Source organism: Nitrosomonas sp. Is79A3, from assembly GCF_000219585.1.
GTDB lineage: Bacteria > Pseudomonadota > Gammaproteobacteria > Burkholderiales > Nitrosomonadaceae > Nitrosomonas.
In genome coordinates this window covers 824,993-851,792 of the sequence record NC_015731.1, presented here as the reverse complement: position 1 = coordinate 851,792, position 26,800 = coordinate 824,993, and the positions used below count along the sequence as shown (strand labels likewise).

The window sequence follows — 26,800 nt, the reverse complement described above, 5'->3', positions numbered from 1 at the left end:
TTACTATTTGGGAATTTTTTCATCGGCCAAATCTTCCAATGGCTGGGGTTTAACTGGTTTCCGGGCGGCCAGCACTTTCCCCGTCACAATTACCAATGCAGCAGCAGCGGCCGGTGTGATCCATTGCAAATACTTCGCCTGGGTACTGACCCATTCCTTGGTAACCACATCAGTGACTGCCATATCACCGGCAATCCATCCCAACAACCCGGCACCAATTGCGATTGTTATCGGATAACGATCCATAACTTTCATCACCAATTGACTGCCCCATACAATGATGGGCACACTAATCACCAAGCCGAAAATCACCAGACCAATATCGTCCTTAGCCGCCCCAGCAATAGCAATTACATTATCAAGACTCATCACAGCATCCGCCACAATAACCGTTTTGATAGCACCTACCAAAGTCGTGCTGGCATCAATCTCGTGCGCCCCTTCCGGTTCCGGTTGCAATAACTTGACACCGATCCATATCAATAGAACCGCACCGATGATCTTTAAGTAAGGGATAGCGAGCAGACTCAACGCAAAAAAGATCAGCACCACACGTAAAATAATGGCACCCAAAACACCCCAGAAAATGCCAAGCTTGCGTTGTTTCTCAGGCAGGCGCCGACAGGCAAGCGCAATCACGACGGCGTTATCTCCACCCAGCACAATATCAATCGCAATGATTTGCATAACTGCAATCCAGAATTGCGGACTATCAAAACCCATTTATTTCCCCAGACAGAATTTCAATTCAATAAAAAAGTAACCACGGTATTTTCTATACCTTATCTTGCACACCTATGAACCTCAAAAGTTCGTCTTTCTGTTGCAAGGTATCGTTATAACCCAATTCGATCAACTCTCGACAAAAAGGTACTTCAAATAACACGTAACTTAATAAAGTTGATCCATTAGGCCCCATCGCACCAATAGCACGATACAGATAACGCATGATCCACGGTAAGGTATGCGTATATTTCTGCGCAATCTCATTGATCCCCTGACTAGGGGATATCATCATCGCTTCGATAGGACGCAAGGATATATTTTTTTCTTTAAATGCCTCGGGGGGAATCAGTTTAAGAGTTTCATTAATACGCAACAAACGCTCTAGATCCACATCCAGGCTATCGACAAAAATACTATTCAGCGCATGCCCGGCAATCTGTGCAAAGGGCGGGTAACTCGAGGCACTCACACGTTTTGGCTCATCGGTAACAGCCTTGCGTACCCCAATAATCAGTACTTTGTCAGCACCCAGATGCAACGCCGGACTGATTGGCGCCATCTGACGCATTGAACCGTCGCCGAAGTACTCGCGATTCAATTTCACAGCGGGAAAAATAAACGGTATCGACGAAGAAGCCATCAAATGTTCGACCCCAATTTCAACGGGAACACCTAATCTTTGCGCTCTCCTCCACGGCATCACTTCTTTTGCAGCCTGATAGAATGTAACCGATTGCCCTGATGTGTAACCCCATGCAGTAAGTCCGAGCGCATGCAATGCACCAGAACGGATAGAATACTGAATAGAACGAAACGGAAAGCGATTCTTCAATAAAGCTTCCAAGGGTGCGTTGTCCAGTAGAGAAATCGCATTATGCTTACCATATTCACTCGATACCAAGGAAAGCAGACAGCGTAAAGTGTTATGCATCACGCCCATAAAATCTGAGCGATAGATCTGGTTTACATGAAAGTTAGACCAAACCGTTTCAAGTTGTTCAACACCTTCAGCGAAATTGTTGGCTGCAACTGCAATGCTGGCTGCATTGATGGCACCCGCGGAAGTTCCGCAAATGATCGGAAAGGGATTGCGTGTCTTATCGGGCAATAAGTCAGCAATGGCGCGCAGTACGCCCACCTGATATGCAGCTCGCGCTCCGCCTCCGGTTAGGACAAGCCCTACCTTAGGCACAACTAAATTTGTTTTCTGCTCATGCACGAACTGCAAACTCTGATTTCACTTTCTCCAGCGCATCCCGCAAGGTCTCTTCAGGTAGGTTGTTTAAAGAGTTTGACAAAACCTTGGCCGCTTGACAGGCCGCATCAGGCAATAAAGTACTGTCCAGATTGGCCACAAACATGGCCGCCGCCCCTGTAGTATCCAACAGACATTGACGCTCGTTCATTAATATCTCCATCTCCCCACGTAACATAGAAACTTCTTGTTCTCTCAGTATAGTATTAGGCATATGATTAATCCTTTTAACATTGACACAGTATGTGGCCTGTCAATCAATATATCAGAACTATAATTCATTTAAGATTTGAAATCTGTGCTGTTTGCCACTCTTTTCTATCATTTTTATAACCCAATAACCAGCGATTCTAATAGCCATATCATGAATAATCATCACACTACTGCACTCTATCCTGAGATCAAACCTTTCCGGCAAGGATTCTTGTCCTTGGATAAAATACATACGATGTACTGGGAAGAATCAGGCAATCCTTCCGGTGTCCCGGTTGTATTTCTTCACGGTGGTCCGGGCGCCGGAGCAACAGCAGCGCATCGGCGTTTCTTTGATCCGGCATATTATCGTATTGTCATCTATGATCAAAGAGGCGCAGGGCGCTCAACACCACTCGGTGAAATTCAGGATAATACAACACCTCATCTGATTAGTGATCTGGAATTACTCAGGCAACACCTGGAAATCGACAAATGGCACGTATTCGGCGGCTCCTGGGGCAGCACACTGGCTCTCGCGTATGGTGAAGCGCATCCCGAACGCTGCTTGGGTTTTATGCTGCGCGGGATTTTTCTTTGTCGCAAGGCAGAAATTGACTGGTTTCTCTATGGACTGCGGAATGTATTCCCGGAAGCCTGGCGTGATTTTGTTGCCCCACTGTCTGCCGCAGAACGAAATAACATTCTTTCCGCTTACTACCAGCGCCTAATGGATCCTGATCCAGTCATCCACATGCCCGCTGCTCGTACCTGGAGCACCTATGAAGGCTCGTGCTCTACGTTATTGCCGAATCCGGCGACAGTCAGTTATTTTGCCAGTGATACCGTTGCATTAGGACTTGCGCGCATGGAAGCGCACTACTTCAGCCACGATATCTTCTTACCGGAAAATTCATTATTGGATAACATCCATAAACTCCATACTATTCCCGCCACCATCGTGCAAGGCCGCTACGATGCAGTCTGCCCGATCATCAGCGCCGATGATTTGCATCATGCATGGCCGCAAGCTGAGTACATCATCATTGAAGATGCCGGCCATTCGGTATGGGAACCCGGCATACAGGCGGCACTGATCAGAACCACGGATCGATTTAGAACGATCCTGACCTAATCATGGGCAATGCCACAGCGATCTCCACAACGCTTGCAGCGAAGCATCACCTCGACGCGACTAAAGATGCAGTCCGCACTCGGTTTTAGGTTTTCCGGACCAACGTCCGCAGCGGCCTTCGCCTTTTACCGTGCAGTGTGTGCAACCAATCGAAGAGTAACCTTCCGCCACTAACGGGTGGAACGGCAGTTTATGCTCGAGAATATACGCATCGCGCTCTTCTCGCGTCACATCGATCATCGGGTTAAACTTGATTATCCCGCGGCGTTCCTCAAAAATATCCAAACCGGCACGGTGATCTGTCTGCCAGCTCATCAGGCTCGACACCCAGATATCGTAATTGGGTTTGATCGCCTCCAGCGGGTTAATCTTGTTAATCGTGCAGCAAAAATCCGGATCGGTTTCATACAATTTTTCTTTTTCGCTGTATTGATGCTGATAATCATCCGCTTTCACATCTTCGGCTTTCAAGTGATAGAGCCCAACCAGATAATCCCGGTATAACAAGGTTTCTGGAAAATGAAATCCGGTATCAATGAAAAAAATCACCTGCTCCGGCCGGATGCGCGAAATGATATGCAGAAAATAGGCGGAGGTCGCCGCAAAGGAAGACGTTATCATGATCTTTTCAGGCCGGAAATCGGTATAAAGCTTGCGCAAACGCGCTTCAAAACCGAGCGGGTGATATCGCGTGTTCAATTCTTTGATAGTTTGTGCGCTCAAACCCGCACTGTTGCTGGAACTTTGTACTACAGTTGCTGCTTCAGACATATTAATTACTCATTCTCTAATTACAATTTACAATTCAAAAATTATTTCATTCCTCTCAGACCGCTGAAAAACTATCTGCGCTACCGTTACAGTGTTAAAAATGGGCTAAAAAGCTCATTTATCGTTCATAAGCTGTACCTTTCCACCTCTTTTTGCCTTGTATCGACTGCTTCTAAAACGTTTTCCAACGACCTGCTAGATTTCCGATATAACCGCCTAATTCCATCATCCAGGCGATACCCAGATGCACGGTCAGACCACCCAGGATGGATTGGGTTTTATGGGCGATCATACCCAATATCACCCCCCCAAAGAAAGAAGAGATACATTCAAGCAGAGGCTTACCAAAATGGATACTGCAATAAAATGTAGCCATTGGCAAAATAGCCGACGGTCCGGCGTAACGGATAAATGCAAACACCAAAAATCCACGGAAGAATAATTCTATCGTAATAAAGTCAATCCCATAACTTATTTCATAGAGGAGTTGATACCACAGCGGATTTTCTGTGTGCGGCACAATAAAATCCGCTTGCCTTAATCTGGGATATGCATTTAAAAAGTCCGGTTGCGTGCTGGCAAAAATAATCAGTGGAATCATCAAAGCCAGCATCAAAAAATAGGGCCGCCATCGAACATTTTTAAAGGTTACACCCCAAAAGTTCTGCTGCACGGGAAGAATCTTATATAAAACGATTAGCGGGATAAGCACAACTAATAACTTAAAGGGAAGTGTCGTAACAATTGTCAGATAACTTCCCCATACCCCATTGATAATATTTTCCAGCGGATTGGCAATGCTTACTTTGAGCGCAAACAATACCGGTGCAAAAAAAAGCAGCAGCCAAAACGTTGGCGTCGCGTCTATCAGTTGTTTCCGGAAACCCATAGCAAATAAATAGGGAACCACGAAAGCGCTGCAATAAACCAGAAAAAGTGAAAACCATTGATCAAAGCGGGAATCAAGTCCTTTGATCATTTCACTCTCGATACCCAGTAGGTAATTCAGGGTAACCAGAATACCCGCCCACACCATGCAAAAAAGCAGCAACCATTTATCAACTGCCTTAGCATATTCTTGCAGATAAGAAAGAATAGTCGTCATTCGAGATGGAAAAACATATGGTTACTGGGGATAAGCGTCTTTGATTACTCGCAGAAGAGCGGTATCAATCAAGTTGGAGTGAAAATGCTTCTATTTTAAAACTACTTACAAATAATAGCCATGATCAATATTCAATGAACACAAGAACACCCGTTGATTTGAAAAATTGAGATACGAATCTATATGTTTGACTAAAATGGCTATTAGGCTATTAAAAGACTGTTTTTCTCGGTTAAGGCATCACTAGATTTGTAATATGCTCCTAAAAGTACAAGAAACCTTCACCAGCATTCTTAACCATTCCAGTCATCTTTAAGAAGGCCGGCGAGGAGCAACATTTTATGTGTATCAATCGATAATTGCGGAGGAAAATATGGGTGGTTTTTGTCTTGGCCGACAACCAATTCTAGATCGTAATCACAATCTAGTCGCATTTGAGTTACTTTTCAGACAAGAAGAAACTGAGGAAACTGCAAATGTCACTAGTGACTTATCTGCATCAGCAAACGTTATCGTTAATGCCTACGGCAAATTCGGTATCCACAATGTCCTGGGGCACCAGCGTGGTTTTATCAATGCCGATCCTGATCTCATTATGAGTGACATTATTAGTTTACTGCCCAGCAAACATATTGTGCTCGAAGTTAAAGAATCCGCGTCAATAACGCCGGAATTTTTACAGCGCTGTAAGGAATTGAAACAAAAGGGCTATCAATTTGCACTGGATAATATCATCGCTATCAACAGTAAAGTTGAACTCTTATTGCCTCTGGTCAGCGTAGTAAAAGTGGATGTTCTTGCACTGAATCAAGATGCGCTTACAAAGCTGGTCGGTGAACTCAAGCGTTGGCCGGTCTTGCTTTTAGCATTGAAAGTTGAAAATCGCGAACAAGAAACATATTGCAGATTACTGGGCTTTCAAATGTTTCAAGGATATTATTTTGCGAAACCTGAGGTAATGTCCGTTAAACGTGCCGATCCCGGAAAGGTATCATTATTGAAGCTATTAGCATTGGTTATGCGCAATAATGATGGCGCCAGTGAGAATGATAGCAATAGCAGCATCGGTGAAATTGAAAACGAGTTTAAACGTCAGCCTGGCTTAAGTTATAACTTGCTGCGCATGGTGAACTCAGGTACTGACGGCTTACCTCAGAAAATCAATTCCATCAAGCACGCCATTAAGTTAATGGGATGCAAGCAACTGCAAAGCTGGATACAACTTTTGCTTTATACTTCCAATCAATCGGAAGATAGTGCGTCAACCGCCTTGACACAAACTGCTGTAGCACGTGGCAAATTGATGGAATTAATTGCAACCATCGAGCGCCCGCATGATAAGAATCACCAAGAAAGAGCATATATGGTCGGAATTTTATCTTTACTGGATGAATTTTTGGGCATAGAAATGCAGCAAATAGTTGACAAATTAGGGGTCTCCGACGACATAAGTCAAGCATTGATGTCTCGCCACGGCCGCTTAGGTCAAGCATTAAAATTAATTGAAGCCAAAGAAAAAGGCGAGATTACCTCCATTCATTCCATATTATCCGAACTGGATTTTTTAAGTCTGAATGAATTATCAAATATAGAAACACAAGCGATAGGATGGGCTAATCGCCTAGAAGAAATAGTAAACTAACTGGCACTAGCAGTGCCGTTGAAAAATGTAAGCGGCAATCGATACAAATCAAGAACAGTTGGAAAAGCGCAGTTTATGCATGATCAATGAGCATTTTGAGATTCATTTCTTCAGATTCTCCCTGATCGCGATTGAAGTTGCACCGTACAAGATTAGCGCGCATACCTCCACTTTGAATCCGGTGAAAAGCAGCCATTTCATCTCGCTTATAGCGTTCTTCCTAGCTCAATCAATACGATACACTGTTAATTTCCTATTTACCGACAGCGGGAGGGCACTCCATGAACACAGCATTACACGAAATTGACGAACGCACTAATCTGACATCCAACAACAAGTTTGAATTATTACTGTTCCGTTTAGGTGAAGCGCCCGGTACCGATCACCGGGAATTATATGGCATCAACGTTTTCAAAATACGTGAGATTTTGGTCATGCCGACCATCACCGCAGTAGCCAATGCGCCCGCCAATGTGATGGGGGTCGCCAATATTCGCGGCCAAATCATTACGGTTATTAACTTGCCAAAGGTTGTGGGTTGTACGCCGAAAAAGGGAACTCCAATTCTATTGGTCACTGAATACGCACGTTCGACCCAGGCTTTCGCAGTTGAGGAAGTCAGTGAAATTGCACGCCTGGACTGGAACCAGGTGATTGCCGCAGAAAATAATGGCGGCAATCTGATCACCAGCATTGCACGTCTCGATGGCAATACCGAGGAGTCACGATTAGCACAAGTGCTTGATGTCGAGCAAATACTGCGCGATGTATTGCCCAGTTCGACTGAAGACCTGACACCGGAGAATGTTGGCCCCCAGATAAAACTTCCCGCCGGAACGGTTATCCTGGCTGCCGATGACTCACCGCTCGCGCGTAGCTTGATCGAAAACGGGCTTAAAGCGCTCGACGTTCCTTTTGTGATGACGAAAACTGGGCTTGAAGCTTGGACCCGTATCCAGGCCATGTCGGATGCGGCCGTATCCGAGGGTAAAACAATTCAGGACAAAGTGGCCCTGGTATTGACCGACCTGGAAATGCCGGAAATGGACGGATTTACACTCACTCGCAACATCAAGAACGACCAGCGATTTAAATCAATTCCAGTGGTGATTCATTCCTCGCTGACAGGTGAAGCTAACGAAAATCACGTTAAGTCGGTAGGCGCTGATGCCTACGTCGCCAAATTTGCGGCTGAAGAGCTGGCCGGAGCTATCCGCAAGGTACTGTCATAATTGACACAAAGAGACTAGGCAAAGGACTACCTTTGCCTTAATTCTTGGATAATCTATCACAAACCAGAACGCAACAGATCACACTGATTTGTGCTTTGGCACATGTCAGCCCGGATCTCATTTAATCTGAAATTGTCAGAATTTTGCATTTTCACCTGCATTACTGTCAAGAAATAGTATAGACGAGCAACAGAATCGGCAATGGATTGCCCATGCGGCGTTAAGAAAGCATGCAAGCCCTTAACCGGCACTTGCCAAACCGGGAGAAAATGAAGATAGTATAGCGCTCATCACCTTCATCCGCACACTGACCCGTGTACTACACCGACACCTGGCAATCGTTTATACAACAACAGCACACGCATGCGGCTGAAAAACGTGAATACCCTGAATGGCATAAAAACCGTCCGCGCTACTATTTGTGGGCAATCGATAGCGATACTGCGTTAGTCAATAAACGGCTGCAAAAATACCATTCCCTTTTCAACGATCTGCTGTTGTATCCCTATGAGCGACAGGCACATATTACGCTTGCCATCAGCGGTTTTTTAAGCGAACACATCATTCATAATGACGACATCACACAAGCTGCCATCACAAAACAGCAGGCAACGCTTCATGCCCTGAAATTGGCACCCTTTATCGTCTCAATCGGCGGCATCAACAGCTTCTCGTCAGCACCGTTTCTTGAAGTAATGGATCCGTCAGGATCATTAGAAGTGATCCGGAATACCTTGATTGATGACAGGAAAGATTTCAGAAACACGCACTATATTCCTCATGTTACCCTTGGTCTATATAGTGCCAATCATGCCGTTGCATCGATAGCGGCAATGATTAAAAATTTGCAAGAAGAACCAATCGAACTTGCTGTGGATCACGTTGGTTTTTATTCTTATGACGCAAAGGATATTGGTTCACGTTTGAGGAAAGAATGCATCGTGGCACTTTATTGATTTAGGCTATGTCACCGTTAAATAGCGGTCTATACTGTTTTCATATGAATCAATGAGATAGGATCTTTGATGAAAACTGAAGAATTCCAAATATTAGCGGCAGAACTTGCAAGATTGACGCCGCACCAGAGAAGGTTATTAGCAGATTGTTTGCACAAGATTGGGCATATTCAGGCCGTCAGTACGTTGATTGAAAATCGTATACTGGTCACGCCATTGTGCCCCAAGTGCGGTCATAACCAAATTGCACGCTGGGGATCGGCTTCTGGGTTACAACGCTATCGCTGCTGTGCCTGCCGCGTCACCTTCAATACACTAAGCGGAATACCACTGGCACGCCTGCGCCATAAGGACAAGTGGCTGGAATACGCGCAACAATTAGCATCAGGTCAGAGCGTGCGCACCAGCGCAAAAGTCTGCGATATGCATCGCAACACGGCATTTCACTGGCGCCATCGTTTTCTTAAGCTGCCTAATGAGCAGAAAGCCACAAGTTTGGTTGGCATTGCTAAAGCTGACGAAACCTTCTTTCTTGAATCATTCAAAGGTAAGAAACACGGTATGACGCGCCCGCCACATAAGCGCGGCGGCAAAGCATCGAAGCGTGGTTTGTCCTCTGAACAGATTCCTGTGTTGATTGGCCGTGATCGTACTGGGAGCACATCTGACTTCGTTTTGGAGAAAGCTGACAAAGAGCATATCGGCGCGGCACTCAAACCATTGCTGGCAAACGATGCAGTTCTCTGTACTGATAGCGGCAAGGCATTGGGTGCCGCAGTGCGGGAAATCGGCATCGTCCACCGCCCAATCAATCTGGCTGCAGGTATCCGGGTTGTCGGCAAGATCTATCACGTGCAAAACGTGAATGCCTACGACAGCCACCTCAAAGAATGGATGCGCCGATTTCACGGCATCGCCACACATTACCTTGCCAATTATCTCGGGTGGCGACGGCTGATTGATCGTGTTCATGGCTCCTTGTCTCCCCACTTAGTTTTGCTTGCCGCATTGGGTATGAATGATGCTCAACAATTAGGCTATGTCGTCGTTAATTGTTGGTCACTGTAAATAAATACAAGTTATCATTTATAAACAAATCATTAGCTAAAAAACCAATAATTGATATTTTGATTCCAATTCATCGGGTTACATGACTACCACTAACTAACGATGACATAGCCAACAATTAACGGTGACATAGCCTATTTTTAACTATGTAAGAACATTTTAATTAGCTTTATCAAACTTCCAACGAGGAGATTCACATGAAAACAAGTCAAAATATTTTTTACACAGCTGTAAAAGCCACTTTCGTTTTATTTGGCATTGTTCCTCTGATCGGGCTTATGATATTTGGTGATCTGCCTTCGTTCTCAATTATGCAATCCGAAGTAAGCTGGTTAGAAGCTGATATCACTTTAGGAGCTTTATTTTTTCTAGGCTACCTTACAATTGGCAATATATCTGATAATAAGACACGCTTACCTTTGAAGAAAATTTATGCCTAAATTTTCGTAAGCTCAAGGAAGGTCAATGTTGTTATACATTGGCCTTTTTTCTATTCAGAGCCTAAGGAAATTGAAAGTTAAATTTCGTAGCAATATTTTTATATTTTGCTAATGCAAAAATATTGCAACAATGTTAGTAGCGAGCATCCATTCCATACGGCGAACCGTACATCATTGATGTGCATGTAATGTACGATAAAGTTTCCTTGCTTCTTCTTCCTTCAGCGTGTCATCGATTTCACGCAGAACGCTTTGAATATTGACTGGTTTCTCAATACGTTCGAAGTGCCCGGTCAAAACACTTTCTGGATGTAGTTGTCCGCTTTGGTAGAGTGACCACATCTCCATACCATAACTGGCGGCTAGCAATTCGGGCGCAAACTGACCGAAATAAATAGCCAAGTTCTCGACATCGCGTAGCAGCATTTTACAGGCTTGGTTATTAGCAGCTGCGTCGATAGCTTGTGGCAAATCAATGATAACAGGGCCAGTGCTGTCGACCAGCACGTTATATTCAGACAGATCGCCGTGGATAATCCCTGCGCACAGCATGCGAACCACCTGTGTAATCAGTATGCGGTGATATTCACGAGATAACTCTGCAGTCAGTACAAGTTCGTTGAGCCGCGGGGCTGCGTTGCCATTGCTGTCGGTCACCAGATCCATCAGCAGAACGCCCTCATGGAAATGATATGGCTTGGGCACACGCACACCCGCAGCAGCGAGCCGGTACAGCGCATCTACCTCGGCACTTTGCCAGGATTCTTCCTGTGCTTTACGTCCATACCGGGTACCTTTTTCCATAGCGCGTGCGCGACGGCTGTTTTTTACTTTGCGGCCTTCGGTGTAATCCGTGCTTTGGCGGAAACTCCGTTTGTTGGCTTCTTTGTATACTTTAGCGCAACGTATCTCTTCTCCACAGCGAACCACATAAACCGAAGCTTCCTTGCCGCTCATTAATTGTCGGATAACTTCATCGATAAAGCCATCCTGGATCAGTGGTTCAATTCTTTTTGGGGTTTTCATTCTTGTAAAATACTACGCTTATATTTTGATATTCATCTTAGCAGGCCGTTGAAAAACTATCTGCATTGGCCGCTACGGTATTAAAAACAGGACTTGAATTAGGTTATCCAGAATGCTTAATCTTATATTGTACCAATCTGCCGGTATTTCAATAGTGGTGTTTTTTATTTCAGCCATTATGTTAGCGCTCACGAAGGGGGCCTAATAGCGATGTTAGCCCATTGTGATCAAGCTCATGCATCAATGCCAATAATTTCCCGATTTCGCCGGGAGGAAACCCTTTGCGAGCAAACCAGTTAAGATAATTTCCCGGCAAATCGGCAATCAAACGTCCTTTGTACCTGCCATAAGGCATGACTTGGGTGACTAATAGCTGCAAATGCTCCGGATTCATCAGTACTGATTAATACAACAATTGTACAGAGGTTAGAACTGCGGAGAAAAGAGCTTACGCCAGAGTGTGCCATTGAACCCGACTGCCCATGTCCCAGATCTTCCAGCGAAAATATTTTCTATTCCACGCGCTTCTTCATCTTGACTAAAAGTGACACCGCCATCCGGTGAACTCCATATGGTCCCGTCCTTGCCGGCAAGCCAGATTAAGCCATTAGGTGCGATAGCAACATCTCCGGCTCCGCTTGCTGGTGTTTTGGCCCAGCTACCCGCGGCAAACTTCCACAACGTGCCATCAGGTCTAACTGCCCAAACGACGCCACCTGGTCCGGCAGAAATCCGGCTAAAACTACTTGCCTCAATCTGCGTGAACTTCTGTCCTTGGTCGCCACTAAACCAGATACTGCCATTTTTCCCAACAAACCACACTTTGCCGTCTGGTGCGATAGCAACATCTTCCACTGCGTTTGCTGTTGTTTCGGTCCAGCTACCCGTAGCAAATTTCCACAATGAGCCATTGGATCCAATTGCCCATACAGTACTATCCGGTCCGACAGAAATTCGGCTAAAACCACCTGCACCAATCTGCCTAAATGAGGAGCCATATATATTATCCGATACCCAGACAGCCCCGTCCTCGCCGGTAAGCCAGATTAACCCGCTAGGTGCGATCGCGACATCTCTCATTCCGCTGGTTGGCGTACTGTGCCAAATTTCGGCCTGAGCCAATGAAGGGAACATTCCACATACCATCAGCAATCCAATCAACACTCTTCGTGACAGGCGCTTCGCTTGATGGACAAATTTCATTTGCGGACCACTTGACCAAGCCATGCTTTTTTCCTTATGGTAATTACGCCTTGACACAATACAATTTTGACTACTTTCAGTTTAGCCCCCTCCCCTTTTTTCTGCCAACTGTTTTCTTAATTCCAATCGGAAAATACACTCCATAGCTAAACCTTGTACTCAACCACGGCTATCAGCTACTCCAACCACAGCTTACTTACTAGCCTTGATCGCAGTATAGGCAGTAAAAAGATTGCGATAGTCAGGAATATGATTAGAGAATAGTGCGCCAAGACCTTCGATGTCATTTCTCCAGTCGCGGTGCAGCTCACAGGCAACAGCAAACCAGCTCATCAGTTGTGCACCAGCCTCAGCCATTCGATTCCATGCAGCTTCACGAGTCACCTCGTTAAAGGTTCCCGATGCGTCGGTTACAACAAATACCTCAAAACCTTCCTCCAAGGCTGAAAGTGCTGGAAAAGCGACACAAACTTCTGTAACGATACCTGCAATGATCAATTGTTTTTTACCCGTTTGTTTGACCGCTTTAACAAAATCTTCGTTATCCCACGCGTTAATTTTTCCTGGGCGCGCGATATAGGGAGAATCTGGAAAAATTTGTTTTAATTCAGGAACCAATGGGCCATTCGGGCCATCTTCAAAGCTGGTTGTCAGAATGGTCGGTAATTTAAAATACTTAGCTAAATCAGCTAAAGCCAGTACATTATTCTTGAACCTATCCGGCTCAAAATCACGTACCAGTGACAGCAATCCCGCCTGATGATCGACGAGTGCAACGAGCGCATTGTTTTTATCGAGACGATGATAAGTTTTGCTCATTTTGTTTCTCCCCTAATTGGATATCACAACATGCATAACCATGCAAGCATTGAATAAGTAGCGCGCAAACTAACGAGATATTTGCCCAAAACTTCCGCTTTCGAAGTCTGCCAACGCTTGATTAATTTCTGCCTGGCTATTCATGACGAAAGGGCCTTGTCCCACAATTGGCTCGTCAATCGGTTCGCCGCTGAGCAGAAGCACTACTGCATTATTGCCCTGTGCTTCGAGCGAAATCCTATTGCCCATCTGATCAAGCACCACGGTCTGGGCTTCTTTTCCCAGCGTATCACCGTTGATTGACACCATTCCATGTAAAATAATGAGCGCAACATTCCAGCCGTCTGTTAACGAAAACTCCGTTGTTTTTCTAGGGTTCAACCGCAAGTCCCAAACATTCATCGGAGTAAAGGTATGTGCAGGTCCTGCATGGCCTTGGTAATTTCCCGCAATCACACGAACCACGCCTGATCCATCAGGCACAGCTATGGCTGGAATATCTTTATTAAGAATGGCCTGGTAGCCTGGCGTAGTCATTTTATTTTTGGCAGGCAAATTGACCCAAAGTTGCACCATTTCTAGTTGACCGCCTGAACGTGTAAAAGATTCGGAATGAAACTCTTCATGCAGAATGCCCGCACCCGCTGTCATCCATTGCACATCTCCGAGACCAATCACACCGCTTTGACCGGTAGAATCCCGGTGTGCTACTTCACCCTGATAAACGATCGTGACGGTTTCAAATCCGCGATGAGGATGCTGTCCTACACCGCGCGGCTGTTCAGCTGACGCAAATTCTACAGGTCCCGCATAGTCTAGTAGCAAAAACGGGCTGAGTAGTTTTCCGTGGTCTCGATAAGAAAATAGCGATCGTACCGGGAAACCATTACCTACCCAATGGAGGGGCGGTGCATCATAAACACCCATAACGTTTTTCATCTAATCTCCTCGCTTTATTTCTAATTCGATATTTGGATAGGAATTAAAATTGCTATAAACAGTAGATCCTAAAATAATTCGCATAGTTCTCGATGCTGAACAATAATACAAGCCGCCGGCTTTGCCGGAGGTGTTTGGCTTATTTTTTTATAAATCATGATGCGTTTTGGGAATCGCTTTCAGGTGATTTCCTGTATGCGGTGCGACAGCATGCATCACGCGTGGTGAAGTTTCTCCACGATGTAGGGCAAAGATTCTGTTTTGTAGCAGCTTGTCGGAAACCGATACACGGGCATGCTGGCGCAAATGCGCGATCCAGGATTCAACCGTGAACATTTCGATAAATCGTCCATGATCTTCGACATCCTCAAAAAATCCCCATTGAATAGCACCGTCGCGGCGGCGGATTGTCCCAAGCTCCTGCATCAGCAAGCAAAACGCATCGCGATCCTTGTCGTCGATACGATACTCCAGCGTCACCAGAACCGGACCGTGATCGTGCGAAACCGGTATGACAGGAATGGGCTCAGCCCAATGGCCGGATGCCGTATAGTCATGATGTTCGCCCAGATTAAGTTTGAATCGTATGGTTACAAGCATCAGAACAAGTGCCAACAACCCTGATGCAGCCAGAGCTACCGGCAACCCGACCATTTCTGCTGCCTGCCCCCAACCCAGTGATCCTGCAGCCATCGCACCAAAAACCACCATTTGGAAGATGGCTAAACCACGGGCACGGACCCAATCGGGTAGTGCCACCTGTGCCGAAATGTTTAACGATGACACTGCCATAATCCATGACACACCGCCAGAAAATCCGGCAGCAATGCCGATGACTTCATGTCCACCATACGCAAATAGTAGCGAGCACAGCGCGGTTCCTACTGTCGCCAATAGCATAATTCTGTTTGCACTGAAATGTCTTTTCAAGACTGGAAGCAGAAACGCTCCTGACACAGCACCAATTCCCAATGCGGTTAGCAAAATCCCATAAAGGCTAGGGCCGCCCTGCAGCGTATCTTTTGCCACCAGCGGTAACAATGCCCAGTAAGCAGACGCACAAATGAAAAAGGCAAGCGCACGAATCAAAGTGTAGCGCAGCGGCTTACTATGCAACGCAAATCGAATGCCAGCGCGCATGGCGCCAACCAGATATTCGCGAGGCAGCGCGTCGGATCGCGCCGCGGCAGTGCGCCACCAAAGCAGCGCTGCCACGACAGCAAGATAGGAAACAGCATCAAGAAACGCTGTCGCCACAGCACCAGCCGCTGCCAAAATAAAACCACCCAGCGCTGGGCCGATTGCACGGGCAATATTCATGCTAACCCCATTCATGGCAATGGCGGGTCCCAGCGTATCTCGTGGCACAAGACGTGGCACGATAGCCTGCCAAGCGGGCATGGCAAAAGCCGATCCCGCGCCGATCACGAAGGTAAACAGCAGTAGAACCCAAGCATTGACACCGCCAATCGATAAAAGCCATGCAAAAAGAAACAGCACAACAGCGAGAAAAATCTGTGTCCACAACAAAAGTTTGCGGCGGTTAAAAAGATCGCCCAGTGCGCCCGCAGGAAGAGCAAACAGAAAAATCGGCAAGGCTGTCGCCGCCTGCACCATCGACACCATAAAAGGCGAAGAAGACAGCTCTGTCATTACCCATCCGGAAGTGACGTTGAACATCCATGTGCCGATATTCGAAATCAGTGTCGCGGTCCACAAGATCGTGAAAACACGATGTTTGAATGGAGAAAACGCTGAGCTTGTCATTCCACTTGACATGATCAGTATGCAAAACAGCCACAGCCGATAGCCCATGGATTTTTAAAGCTGGGTTTTCCCTTCTGTTCGTTAAGATTCAGCCAGCGGGATAGCTTACCGTCATCCCCGTAAGCGTGGTGATGGCCGCATCCCGGCGTCATGCAAGCGTTAGTAGCTATCGGAGCGTGTCGGGAACTATCTTGATAACCGCCAAAATAGCGAACGGGCGACCAATCGGGACTCACCGGCGGCAAAGGCGTGTCATGTGACTTGAATTCCGCGTCTGCATAGACGATTTTCCCACCCACTACCGTCATAATGGATGTGATAACTTTAATGGCTTCATCAGGTACAGTCATTAAATCCTGTGATAGTACTGCGAAATCCGCATACATGCCGGGCATCAGAATGCCTTTGACCATTTCTTCATTGGATTTATATGCGCTACCCTGCGTCCATAGATATAGCGCCTCTTCGCGTTCAAGCCGGTTGCTGTCGCCATAAAGCGGCAAGCCGCCGACTGTTCTTCCCGTCACCATCCAGTACAGAGATACCCATGGGCTATAGCTCGCGACACGTGTCGCGTCGGTCCCCCCGCCAACCGGAATGCCCATATTAAGCATCTTGCGGAGCCGAGGGCTATGCTCTGCGGCGCGCTGACCATAACGATCAACAAAATATTCGCCTTGAAAAGCCATGCGATGCTGTACAGCAATGCCCCCATTCAAGCGTTTGATGCGTTCGAGATTTTTTTCACTGACTGTTTCGGCATGATCGAAAAACCAGCGCACATCGCCAAACTTCGTATCGCGATTAATGGTTTCGAAAACATCCAGAGCACGGTCGATCGTTTCATCATAGGTCGCATGGAGACGAAATGGCCAGCGATTTTCTACAAGAAAACGCACAACGTCGCCAAGTTCCTTTTCCATACTGGCTGCCATATCGGGGCGCGGCTGCAAGAAATCTTCAAAATCAGCGGCTGAAAACACCAGCATTTCTCCAGCGCCGTTATGACGCAGATAGCCATCACCGCTGTAGGGTTTGATCCTATTTGCCCATTTCCTGAAATCCGCGAGTTCTCCACCTTTATTTTGTGTGAACAGATTATAGGCGATACGTATCGTCATCAACCCAGCCTCGTGCAGATTCTCAATCACTGCGTAATCCTCCGGGTAATTTTGGAATCCACCGCCTGCATCAATGCAGCTCGTTACCCCCAGGCGATTCAGTTCGCGCATAAAATGGCGTGTTGAATTGATTTCCTCCAGCGTCGGCATACGGCGTTCATTAAACTGGAATTCGCTCCACCCACCGACAACGCGTACCCATTGTGGCGCAGGAGTGCGGTCAGCTTGAATTTTCAGCATCGCCAGCGCATCGGCTAAGCTGTTTATCCCATCCCAGCGTAACTCCATATTGTAATTCAAACCACCGCGGATCAGATGCAAGTGGGAATCGTTGAGACCGGGAATCACGCGCTTACCCTTCAGGTCAATCATTTTCGCGTCTGGCCCTGCCAATGCACAGATTTCCTTGTCTGATCCAGCGGCTGACACAAATCCGCTTGCCAGTGCAATGGCTGTTACTTCGGGATTACTTTTATCGAGTGTAGTGACTTTACCATTGTAGAAAATCAAACTAGGTTCAATATTTGTCATGGCATGAATCTCCACTCAAGCAATTACCTACAGTCTTAAAAAATAATAGCACGCTTTAATTTTCTGAACGGAGGATTCAAGAATCAACCCCGGCAGTTAATTTTGAGCAGGTCGGATTGAATGCATGCCTGGCTCCTTCAAATAATGGCTGGTTTATCACCTTGACGCCAATTACCATGGATCCGGCCAGATAAAGTTTTAACTACTGGATTAAATATATAGCAATAAACTTTGTGGATGCGTAATGCTATCAGTGTGTAGCGGATTCAACTTTACTGCATCCACAGTACTAGGGTAATTTTAATTTATTAAACAAGAAATAAGAGAATATCTTATTTTTCACAAATCAATTTCTTCTCTATCCTATCTAAAAACTGGAATACTATTAGCCGGACCGGAAAAAATATTAGGAGATGTAGTAAAACCGCATGCAAATAGGAAACTGAAAATTTTTACACCCTACCAGTGATCACCGGATCGTATTCAGCCTTTCTCGAATAAATCTTCAAGCGCAGTTGATAGACTGGTAAATTTGAAATCAAAGTGATACGTTTGCAGCAATTTTGCCGGGGCGATGTGATAGCTGTTCAGGGCCAAGGCTGCGGTTTCTCCTAACACCAATTTTAAGATAAAAGCCGGAGTAGGAAAAAATGCGGGCCGATGAAGTGTTTTACCGAGCGCGGTTGCAAAATCCCTGTAGCGTACCGGGTTGGGTGAAACGGCATTCACCGGACCTCGATAACGCGTATCCAGGACGGCAATTTCGTATACTGAGACCAGGTCGTGAATAAGAATCCACGGAAGCCATTGACGTCCTTGCCCAATCGGTCCACCCAATCCGAGTTTGAATAGTGGCAACAGCTTTGCCAGCATTCCACCCTCACCCAACACAACCCCTGTCCGAATGCTAACCCGGCGCACTCCCCTGCTTTCAATATTCGCCGCTTCTTTCTCCCAGTCACGACAGATAGTTTGCATGAAATCTCCGTGATCAAGTACGACGTAGGATTCATCATAAACATCCTCTCCCTGACCTGGATAAATCCCGATAGCTGAGCCGCAAATAAAACATTCCAGACTGGAAGGCGCTGCCGTCACTAACTTACGAGTACTCAAAATACGTGATTCATAAATCGCACGTTTGCGCGCATCGGTCCAACGGCCATCACCCAGATTCTCACCCATCAAGTGAATGATCACTTGAATATTTTCCAGTGCTTCAGCAGGCACTTCCTGTGTTGCATAATCCCAGCCATAGGCAGGCACACCAAGCTTTTGGCTAGCGCGCGCACCATCCCGGCTAAGTACTTTGATCGTATGCTGATTCTGTTTCAAGCACTGCACGAGGTGCCGGCCAACGAATCCTGTCGCGCCAGTAATAAGTATGTTCATTTTTAATGGCTAATTTCAGCGGTGATTGATTAGAAACGTACAAGCATCCCGAATTTGTGTCAATGCAATTTTGAATACTGTGCGTTCCTGCAACAAAATAGTAAACAGATTTAAAGCAGCTTTCCAGTTTATTTGAGAACGCCAGGATCCATTGATGACTCAAACAGATGGACACTGAGTGATGCCTTGGGCTTCAACAAAAATCGATTTGCGTGCGTTTCTGATTTCTTCTAACAGGAATATGAGTCACAATAAAAAAATTGTCTGCATTTAAGTCTGCGAAGATTGATTACTTTCCGGAGGAACTTTGCCATGTTTATCTCAAGACCATTCATTATTTCAAGCATTCTTTTTTTCACTTTAACTCAAAGTAATCTGACACTCGCTGAAATTTCCAAAGGAACGTGGAAACTGGCTGCTCCAGCGCCCACACAACGAACAGAGGTCGCCGCAGCGGCAATTGAAGGGAAAATTTATGTGGTGGGCGGGTTTAATAAACCTAATCTGCAAAATGCCTTGAAATTTGCCATCAGTAACGATGTGGAAGTCTATGATACGGCCTCTGATTCCTGGTCGACCACAACACCGTTGCCAGAAGGCCGGCATCACGCAGGAATTGCTTCACTGAATGGATTGTTGTATGTAGTGGGTGGATTCACCCAATCTTTTATGTCGATCTGGCATGCCGTTCCCACTGTTTATCAGTACAACCCCTCTACCAAAGCATGGCGTGAACTTGCACCGATGCCAACTGCACGCGGCGCGCTTGGTGTGGCTATTTATCAGAATCGCTTATATGCAATCGGCGGGTATGATGGCAAATACAATTCTGGCGCTGTGGAAATTTTTGATCCGCATACGAATACCTGGTCATCCGGTACATCCATGCCTACACCCCGAGACCATTTAGCAGTAACCACGGCAGGAAGCCGGATCTATGCCATCGGTGGCCGACCTGATCTGGATTATCACCAAAATATGGGAACCGTTGAAGAATACGACCCACACAGCAATCAATGGCGGCCACGCGTGAAGCTCCCAACGCCCCGAAGTGGCATCACCGCAGGCGTAATCACTGATTGGATTTATGTCATCGGCGGCGAATCAGGAGACGGCACATTTAACACTAATGAAGCTTATCATCCCGGAACCGATCAATGGCGCACAATGATGCCAATGCCCACGGCACGGCATGGGCTTGGCTCAGCCGTCGTCGACGGACGCTTGTACGTGATCAGCGGCGGCCCAACTCCGGAGGCTCTTTTAGTCAGATCAATGAAGTTTTCACACCACCAGCTGTTGAGTAGTATGCTATGACAGGTTGTTGCCGCCCGCAGGTTTAAATAACGTGAATTATTTTTGCTAAACCGAGTATCTCAAAATGACATTCTCAAGCGCACATTTAGGAAAGCGTATAATAAACATCTTTGTGTAAAGACATTATGACCAGCACAAGCAACAAACCGAAAAGCAGCACAACTAAAGAACAATCTCTCGGTGTATTAAGCCTCGCTGCACTGGGTGTCGTGTATGGAGACATCGGCACAAGTCCGCTATACGTCATGAAAACCGTTTTTGATCCTGCCCATGGGCTTGCTATCACGCATAGCAATATCACTGGTGTCATCTCGCTCATTTTTTGGGCGATCATGAGTGTAGTAACAGTCAAGTACGTCACGTTAATTCTGCGCGCAGACAATCATGGAGAAGGCGGCATCATGGCATTGCTGTCTCTTGCCAGCTCATCGGCCGTCGATCGCCCGCAACAACGAAGAATCCTTTTTATGATCGGTGCATTCGGTGCAGCACTTTTCTATGGCGACGGCGTGATTACTCCTGCCATATCCGTATTGAGTGCAGTAGAAGGACTAGAGGTGGCAACCCCGTTGTTCCAGCCCTATGTGCTTCCAATTACATTAACTGTTCTGATTTCACTATTCCTGATCCAGCAACGTGGCACAGGGGGTATCGGTGCAATGTTCGGACCGATAACGCTGATATGGTTCATTACACTGGGGTTTTTCGGTCTGATGAACATTGCTGTGGCACCAGAGATTTTGCAAGCTTTTAATCCGTTGTTTGCTGTTAGTTTTTGTCTGGACAATGGATTACTTGCGTTTATTGCGTTTGGAGCCGTAGTACTGGCAGTGACGGGCGGCGAGGCACTTTATGCCGACATGGGGCACTTTGGGATAAAACCAATTCGCCTGGCTTGGTATGGTTGCGTTCTTCCTGCGCTCATATTGAATTATCTAGGACAGGGCGCGCTGTTGCTTGTCAATCCATCAGCCATTTCCAATCCTTTCTTCTTGTTGTTCCCATCGTGGGCTCTTTATCCAGCAGTAGCGCTGGCTACCGCAGCCACCGTTATTGCATCGCAAGCGGTAATCTCCGGTGTTTTCTCAGTAACCCGGCAAGCTATCCAGTTAGGATTCTTGCCGCGCATGCAAATCAGGCACACCTCAGACCAAAAGATTGGTCAGATATATATCCCTTTCGTCAATTGGATTTTGCTGGCAGCAGTGATCATGGCTGTGGTGGGATTCGGTTCCTCATCCAATCTTGCATCAGCGTATGGCGTAGCGGTTACCACCACAATGGTGATTGAAACCATACTGACTTTCTTTGTGCTTCGCTTCGCCTGGAAGTACCCGCTGATTGTGAGCGTACTGGCAACCAGCTTTTTCTTGATAATCGATGCCACATTTTTTGCTGCAACCATATTAAAAATCTTCCAAGGCGGCTGGTTTCCCCTCGTGATTGGTACGATCATATTTTTTATCATGACGACATGGCATCGCGGGCGACAGATTTTGCTGGAGCACCTGCGTTCCGACGATATTCCTCTTGAACCCTTCTTGGAATCACTACTTGCGCATCCACCCGTCCGTGTCGCCGGAACATCTGTTTTTCTCACATCGAATCTGAACGGAGTTCCACATGCGTTATTGCATAATCTCGCGCATAACCAAGTTCTACATGAATGTGTGGTGATCTTAACAGTGGATTATCTGGAGATTCCGAAAGTCCCGGATGAAGAACGAATAGCAATTAAGCCACTCGTAGGAAACTGCTATCAAATAACTGTCCGGTATGGCTTTAAAGATGAGCCTGATTTACCCGCCGCGCTTGAAATGTGCAAGCAGCTTGGACTTGAGTTTGAGCCGCTTAATACCTCCTATTTTCTCAGCCGCGAAATAATTGTCCCAAGTCCTGGTGGCGGCATGCCGCAGTGGCAGGAACGGATTTTTGCTACGATGGCAAGAAATGCCAGCAATGCGGCTGAATACTTTAAATTACCAGCAAATCGCGTCCTTGAATTGGGTACCCGCATTGGCATCTAGTTTTATTAATTAAGCGCGGACTTGGTTGATTACATTCATGGTTCGACAAGCTCACCACGAACGTAATCAACATATTACCGTTCGTCCTGAGCCTGTCGAAGGACTTAATCAGAGCTTCCTTAGTGGATGGAATATTAAAATTGAAATGACTTCGTTTCTCTAAATTTCCCATCTCAAACGAGGTTTAGCACTGCTTTGGATTGGAAATCATACTGACTATGGCAAGCTTTTTAAGCCATAAAAAACCACGTATTTTCGGAATACTCTTGAAGCATTTTTGCAGTATAATTCCTACCCATTCACATGCTTACCCTCATTCTACCATTGAATCTTCGTTTAACTTCCTAGAACCTCATTAACATAAGGCCGCACGTAATGAGTAGAAACATTCCTACAAATACAGATCTATCTAATGAGATTTTTGCACCAACCAATTACTTTGATTTGACCAATCTAGAGCAAGGCAAGATTCTCCAGTTTCAGCAGGAGATTCTTCAGTTAGTGGTATTGGGAAATAATTACAAAGAAATCTGTGAGCAAGTCTGTCTGCTAATGGAACAGCTTCTGGACAATGCCGTAGCAACGGTCATGTTATTGGACAAAGAAAAACAATGCATGAATGTATTTGCCGCACCAAGTGTCCCGGAGGAATGTGTTGTTCAACTGAATGGTTTGCGGCCAGGTCCTGAAGCTGGATCTTGCGGAAATGCGGTTTTTCGCCAAGAAGCGGTTTTTGTAGAGAGTACACTGGAAGATCCACGCTGGCAAAGTATCCGAAAACTGGCCGTTGATTTTAATATACTCTCCTGCTGGTCAATGCCGGTACGCAGTAAAGGGAATGAGTGCATCGGATCATTTGCACTTTCCAGTTTTGAGCATCGGCTACCCAGTACATTTCACCGTAAGTTATTAGAAATAGGGTCGTTTATTATCGGGATTGCGCTCGAACAGCAAAAAATGAACGAACAGCTTTATCTCTCGAGCAAGGTTTTTGAAAATAGTACCGAAGCTATTATGATTGCCGATACGGGTAAGACAATAATCTCTACCAATAAGGCGCTCAATAAAATAACTGGCTATACGGAAGAAGAAGTAATCGGCAAATCTGTGTCAATTATGGTGTCGATTCGGCACAGTTCGAAGTTTTTCCAGAAAATTTGGTTAAGCGTTAAACAATACGGTCATTGGCAAGGTGAAGTATGGAACAGGAACAAGCACGGACGGGAGTATCCGGCATGGTTTAGCATTACCGCAGTGCATAGCGAAGATGGAATAATAAGCTATTATCTGGTTAATTTTTCCGATATTACGGATAAGAAAAAATCGGATGAGATTATCTGGCGTCAAGCTAATTTTGACTCTTTGACGGGCTTGCCAAACCGTAATATGTTTTATGATCGATTGAATCACGATATTAAAAATGCTTCCCGTTTAGGAACACAGCTGGCCGTGTTATTTATCGATCTTGATCGTTTCAAGGAAGTAAATGATTCATTTGGCCACAGCATTGGCGATGCGCTGCTGATGGAAGCAGCAAAGCGGCTTAGTAATTGTGTTCGCGAAACAGATACTGTAGCGCGTTTAGGTGGTGACGAGTTTACAATTATTTTAAATGGAATCAACAATCAGCGCTGTGCAGAAACGATTATTCAAATGATTTTGCAGGAACTGGCCAAGCCTTTTCACTTAAATACTAAGTCGGCATATGTTTCCGCAAGTATTGGCGTTACATTTTTTCCTGATGATGCGAGCAGCACCGATCTATTGATGAAAAATGCTGATCAAGCCATGTATGCTGCTAAGAATAATGGACGGAATTGCTGGAGTTGCTTCACATCGAATATGCGAGCAGCTACAGAAATCCGCTCGAAAATCGCATATGAATTGCGTAATGCACTGAGAGACCACCAGTTATATTTAATGTATCAACCGATAATAGAACTAGCAACCGGCAATGTGCACAAAGCCGAGGCATTGATACGCTGGCAACACCCGGAGCAAGGAACGATTTATCCCGCAGAATTTATTGCCATTGCAGAAGAAACCAATCTGATTACAGAAATCGGCGATTGGGTATTTAAGCAGGCAGCTAATCAAGTTGCGCAATGGCAAGCACATTTTGACACTGAATTTCAAATCAGTGTTAATAAATCACCCAAACAATTTATTAGTAAAATGAGCGATTGGGTAAATCATCTTAACGAACTTGAACTAAACGGGCGTAGCATCATCGTTGAAATTACCGAGAACTTGTTGTTAGATATTCATGAATTGGTTGTTCAACAACTATTAAATTTTCGGGATGCAGGTGTTCAGGTGGCGATTGATGATTTTGGCACGGGCTACTCGTCACTATCCTATCTCAAAAAATTTGATATCGATTATCTCAAGATAGATCGATCTTTTATTTCTAACCTGGACAGTGAATCCAACGATAGCATTTTATGCGAAGCGATTATCACTATGGCCCATCGCCTGGATATGAAAGTAATTGCCGAAGGCGTGGAAACAGATTCGCAGAAACAGCTATTGATAGCGATGGGTTGCGATTACGGGCAAGGCTACTTTTTTAGCAAACCGTTGACAGCAGATAAATTTGAAGCTTTTCTACAAAAAGGATAAATAAATCTATACATTCAATCATAAACTGCAATTTTGCAATTAATGTACCGGTAATTTAAAAAGTGTTTTTTTCCCTTTTACCAGTTTTCAGAAATAAGCATGTTGCTTATTTCTGAAACGTTGATTAGGGTGTTAATGTTAAATTTTTGGAGGTTATATGAAAATATTCTTATTCTTAGCGCTTGTATTGAGTTCCTATAGTTATGCTCAAACTAGTCATGATCATCAAGAGGACACGAAGAAGGCTGATCACCATGGTGGAATGCACGATGGCGATCATCACGGCGGAATGGGCGGCATGCATGGCGGCGGTCATCACAAACTGGACCAAACCACTTTAAAACAATTTTTTGAACCATTACCTGCATCAATTATTGATGAGAAAAAGAATGCAGCTTTGATCAAGCTTGGCAAGAAACTGTATCTGGATCCCCGGCTTTCGATCAATGATCAGATTTCCTGTAATTCTTGTCATCGGCTGGATAATTTCGGTGTAGACAGTCAGTCAACTTCACCAGGCCATGAAGGAAAACGCGGCGGCAGAAATTCTCCGACCTCGATGAATGCGGCACTGCATATCGCACAATTCTGGGACGGACGGGCAAAAGATGTGGAAGAGCAAGCATTGGGTCCCATTTTAAACCCCATCGAAATGGGTATGCCGAATGAAGCAGCTGTTGTCAATAAATTGAAAAAAATAGAGGAATATAAGGCTCTCTTTGCAGAAGCTTTTAAGGATGAAAAAGATCCATTCCAATACAAAAATATAGGTAAGGCAATTGGTGCTTTTGAGCGTACGCTACTAACACCTTCCCGGTTTGATGACTATCTCAAAGGCGACGAGAGCGCTCTGAATGACAGTGAGAAAAGAGGCCTGCAAAAATTTGTCCACATGGGATGCGCCACTTGCCACAATGGCGTAGCACTTGGCGGAAATTCATACAAAAAAATCGGCGTTGTTAAACCCTATGAAACCAAAGATATGGGACGGTTTGAGATAACCGGACTTGAGATTGACAAGAAAGTGTTTAAGGTGCCAAGCCTGAGAAATATTACCAAAACAGCCCCGTATTTCCATGACGGCTCAGTTGCAACATTGGACGAGGCGATAGAAGAAATGGCTGAACATCAACTGGGCCGGGAAGTTGGCCCGGGATTTATTAGTGATGTGAAAGCATTCCTGGGATCTTTAACCAGTAAGGGCAAAGAGTAAAAATTTGCTCCATGCGGCCTTGCACCTATCTTTGCGGAAACCTGCAAAGATAGGTGCAGAAAACACAAAAGCGGCGCGCTACGCTAACGTCACAAATGCAATCTATATGTTCTCCGTGGCAAGCCACGGAGAATTACAAGTTTATGTATCGTAGTGTCATCCCTATCACTTACAGAAAATTTTTTTACGAAAACCTATTTTCTCACTCCTGCCATTACTAGCACTTCACGCGCCAGAGTCAATATCCCTATATCACTTTCTGCAGCATTATCAAATACAAAACCGGTTTTTATCCAAAAAT

General features: G+C 45.6%; 23 protein-coding genes. 10 read left to right on the top strand and 13 right to left on the bottom strand.

The window, feature by feature from the left end:
- Nucleotides 1-3 precede the first annotated feature (3 nt).
- The 3 genes from NIT79A3_RS03830 to NIT79A3_RS03820 are packed head-to-tail and all read right to left on the bottom strand — an operon-like array spanning nt 4 to nt 2,195.
- A complete protein-coding gene (locus tag NIT79A3_RS03830; protein WP_013964950.1) occupies nt 4-723 on the bottom strand; it encodes a TerC family protein in 720 nt (239 codons plus the stop codon).
- Nucleotides 724-775: 52 nt separating this feature from the next.
- Complete coding sequence (locus tag NIT79A3_RS03825; protein ID WP_013964949.1) at nt 776-1,945, bottom strand: patatin-like phospholipase family protein; 1,170 nt, start codon at nt 1,943-1,945, stop codon at nt 776-778.
- A complete protein-coding gene (locus tag NIT79A3_RS03820) occupies nt 1,938-2,195 on the bottom strand; it encodes a hypothetical protein (RefSeq protein WP_013964948.1) in 258 nt (85 codons plus the stop codon). Before NIT79A3_RS03820 ends, NIT79A3_RS03825 begins: the two co-directional genes overlap by 8 nt.
- 150 nt (nt 2,196-2,345) lie before the next feature.
- Here NIT79A3_RS03820 and pip point away from each other — a divergent pair, with 150 nt between their 5' ends.
- A complete protein-coding gene (gene pip, locus NIT79A3_RS03815) occupies nt 2,346-3,308 on the top strand; it encodes a prolyl aminopeptidase (protein ID WP_013964947.1) in 963 nt (320 codons plus the stop codon).
- Between the two features lie 60 nt (nt 3,309-3,368).
- On the opposite strand, the gene NIT79A3_RS03810 is transcribed toward pip, so the two are convergent.
- The gene (locus NIT79A3_RS03810; protein ID WP_013964946.1) at nt 3,369-4,079 is read right to left on the bottom strand and encodes a phosphoadenylyl-sulfate reductase; all 711 of its coding nucleotides are present in this window, start codon (nt 4,077-4,079) and stop codon (nt 3,369-3,371) included.
- A 172-nt stretch (nt 4,080-4,251) separates the two neighbouring features.
- Nucleotides 4,252-5,184 carry a CPBP family intramembrane glutamic endopeptidase gene (locus NIT79A3_RS03805; protein WP_013964945.1) on the bottom strand — a complete coding sequence of 311 codons (933 nt, stop codon included), beginning with the start codon at nt 5,182-5,184 and terminating at the stop codon, nt 4,252-4,254.
- A 373-nt stretch (nt 5,185-5,557) separates the two neighbouring features.
- Between NIT79A3_RS03805 and NIT79A3_RS03800 the strand changes: the two genes are divergently transcribed.
- From NIT79A3_RS03800 to NIT79A3_RS03780, 5 genes are all read left to right on the top strand, one after another.
- On the top strand, nt 5,558-6,826 hold the full coding sequence (locus tag NIT79A3_RS03800; protein WP_013964944.1) for an HDOD domain-containing protein: 1,269 nt from the start codon (nt 5,558-5,560) through the stop codon (nt 6,824-6,826).
- 281 nt (nt 6,827-7,107) lie between these two features.
- Complete coding sequence (locus NIT79A3_RS03795; RefSeq protein ID WP_013964942.1) at nt 7,108-8,058, top strand: chemotaxis protein; 951 nt, start codon at nt 7,108-7,110, stop codon at nt 8,056-8,058.
- 314 nt (nt 8,059-8,372) lie between these two features.
- Entirely contained in the window at nt 8,373-9,014 is a 642-nt protein-coding gene (locus NIT79A3_RS03790) for a 2'-5' RNA ligase family protein (RefSeq protein ID WP_013964941.1), read from the top strand.
- Nucleotides 9,015-9,083: 69 nt separating this feature from the next.
- Nucleotides 9,084-10,082 (top strand): IS1595 family transposase, encoded by a 999-nt coding sequence (locus NIT79A3_RS03785; protein WP_013964940.1) that lies wholly within the window; start codon nt 9,084-9,086, stop codon nt 10,080-10,082.
- Between the two features lie 197 nt (nt 10,083-10,279).
- The gene (locus NIT79A3_RS03780; RefSeq protein WP_013964939.1) at nt 10,280-10,522 is read left to right on the top strand and encodes a hypothetical protein; all 243 of its coding nucleotides are present in this window, start codon (nt 10,280-10,282) and stop codon (nt 10,520-10,522) included.
- Between the two features lie 171 nt (nt 10,523-10,693).
- Here the strand turns inward: NIT79A3_RS03780 and NIT79A3_RS03775 are convergent, their stop codons facing one another.
- The 8 genes from NIT79A3_RS03775 to NIT79A3_RS03740 form a co-directional block, all read right to left on the bottom strand.
- On the bottom strand, nt 10,694-11,548 hold the full coding sequence (locus tag NIT79A3_RS03775) for a PA4780 family RIO1-like protein kinase (RefSeq protein WP_013964938.1): 855 nt from the start codon (nt 11,546-11,548) through the stop codon (nt 10,694-10,696).
- Nucleotides 11,549-11,729: 181 nt separating this feature from the next.
- Complete coding sequence (locus NIT79A3_RS03770; RefSeq protein WP_013964937.1) at nt 11,730-11,942, bottom strand: DUF3820 family protein; 213 nt, start codon at nt 11,940-11,942, stop codon at nt 11,730-11,732.
- Between the two features lie 32 nt (nt 11,943-11,974).
- Nucleotides 11,975-12,775: a tectonin domain-containing protein gene (locus NIT79A3_RS03765; protein WP_013964936.1), complete on the bottom strand. Its 801-nt coding sequence runs from the start codon at nt 12,773-12,775 to the stop codon at nt 11,975-11,977.
- A 168-nt stretch (nt 12,776-12,943) separates the two neighbouring features.
- The gene (gene ycaC, locus NIT79A3_RS03760) at nt 12,944-13,570 is read right to left on the bottom strand and encodes an isochorismate family cysteine hydrolase YcaC (RefSeq protein WP_013964935.1); all 627 of its coding nucleotides are present in this window, start codon (nt 13,568-13,570) and stop codon (nt 12,944-12,946) included.
- Nucleotides 13,571-13,639: 69 nt separating this feature from the next.
- A complete protein-coding gene (locus tag NIT79A3_RS03755) occupies nt 13,640-14,509 on the bottom strand; it encodes a pirin family protein (protein WP_013964934.1) in 870 nt (289 codons plus the stop codon).
- A 147-nt stretch (nt 14,510-14,656) separates the two neighbouring features.
- Entirely contained in the window at nt 14,657-16,288 is a 1,632-nt protein-coding gene (locus NIT79A3_RS03750) for an MFS transporter (protein WP_013964933.1), read from the bottom strand.
- A 2-nt stretch (nt 16,289-16,290) separates the two neighbouring features.
- Complete coding sequence (locus NIT79A3_RS03745; RefSeq protein WP_013964932.1) at nt 16,291-17,928, bottom strand: amidohydrolase; 1,638 nt, start codon at nt 17,926-17,928, stop codon at nt 16,291-16,293.
- A gap of 483 nt (nt 17,929-18,411) precedes the next feature.
- Nucleotides 18,412-19,320, bottom strand: a complete 909-nt coding sequence (locus NIT79A3_RS03740; protein ID WP_013964931.1) for a TIGR01777 family oxidoreductase — start codon at nt 19,318-19,320, stop codon at nt 18,412-18,414.
- A 312-nt stretch (nt 19,321-19,632) separates the two neighbouring features.
- On the opposite strand from NIT79A3_RS03740, the gene NIT79A3_RS03735 reads away from it, so the two are divergent.
- The 4 genes from NIT79A3_RS03735 to NIT79A3_RS03720 all read left to right on the top strand — a co-directional run bounded on the left by NIT79A3_RS03735 (nt 19,633) and on the right by NIT79A3_RS03720 (nt 26,499).
- Nucleotides 19,633-20,637 (top strand): kelch repeat-containing protein, encoded by a 1,005-nt coding sequence (locus NIT79A3_RS03735; RefSeq protein ID WP_013964930.1) that lies wholly within the window; start codon nt 19,633-19,635, stop codon nt 20,635-20,637.
- A 125-nt stretch (nt 20,638-20,762) separates the two neighbouring features.
- Nucleotides 20,763-22,664: a potassium transporter Kup gene (locus NIT79A3_RS03730; RefSeq protein WP_013964929.1), complete on the top strand. Its 1,902-nt coding sequence runs from the start codon at nt 20,763-20,765 to the stop codon at nt 22,662-22,664.
- 375 nt (nt 22,665-23,039) lie between these two features.
- Complete coding sequence (locus tag NIT79A3_RS03725) at nt 23,040-25,286, top strand: EAL domain-containing protein (protein WP_013964928.1); 2,247 nt, start codon at nt 23,040-23,042, stop codon at nt 25,284-25,286.
- A 157-nt stretch (nt 25,287-25,443) separates the two neighbouring features.
- Nucleotides 25,444-26,499: a cytochrome c peroxidase gene (locus NIT79A3_RS03720; protein ID WP_013964927.1), complete on the top strand. Its 1,056-nt coding sequence runs from the start codon at nt 25,444-25,446 to the stop codon at nt 26,497-26,499.
- Nucleotides 26,500-26,800 lie beyond the last annotated feature (301 nt).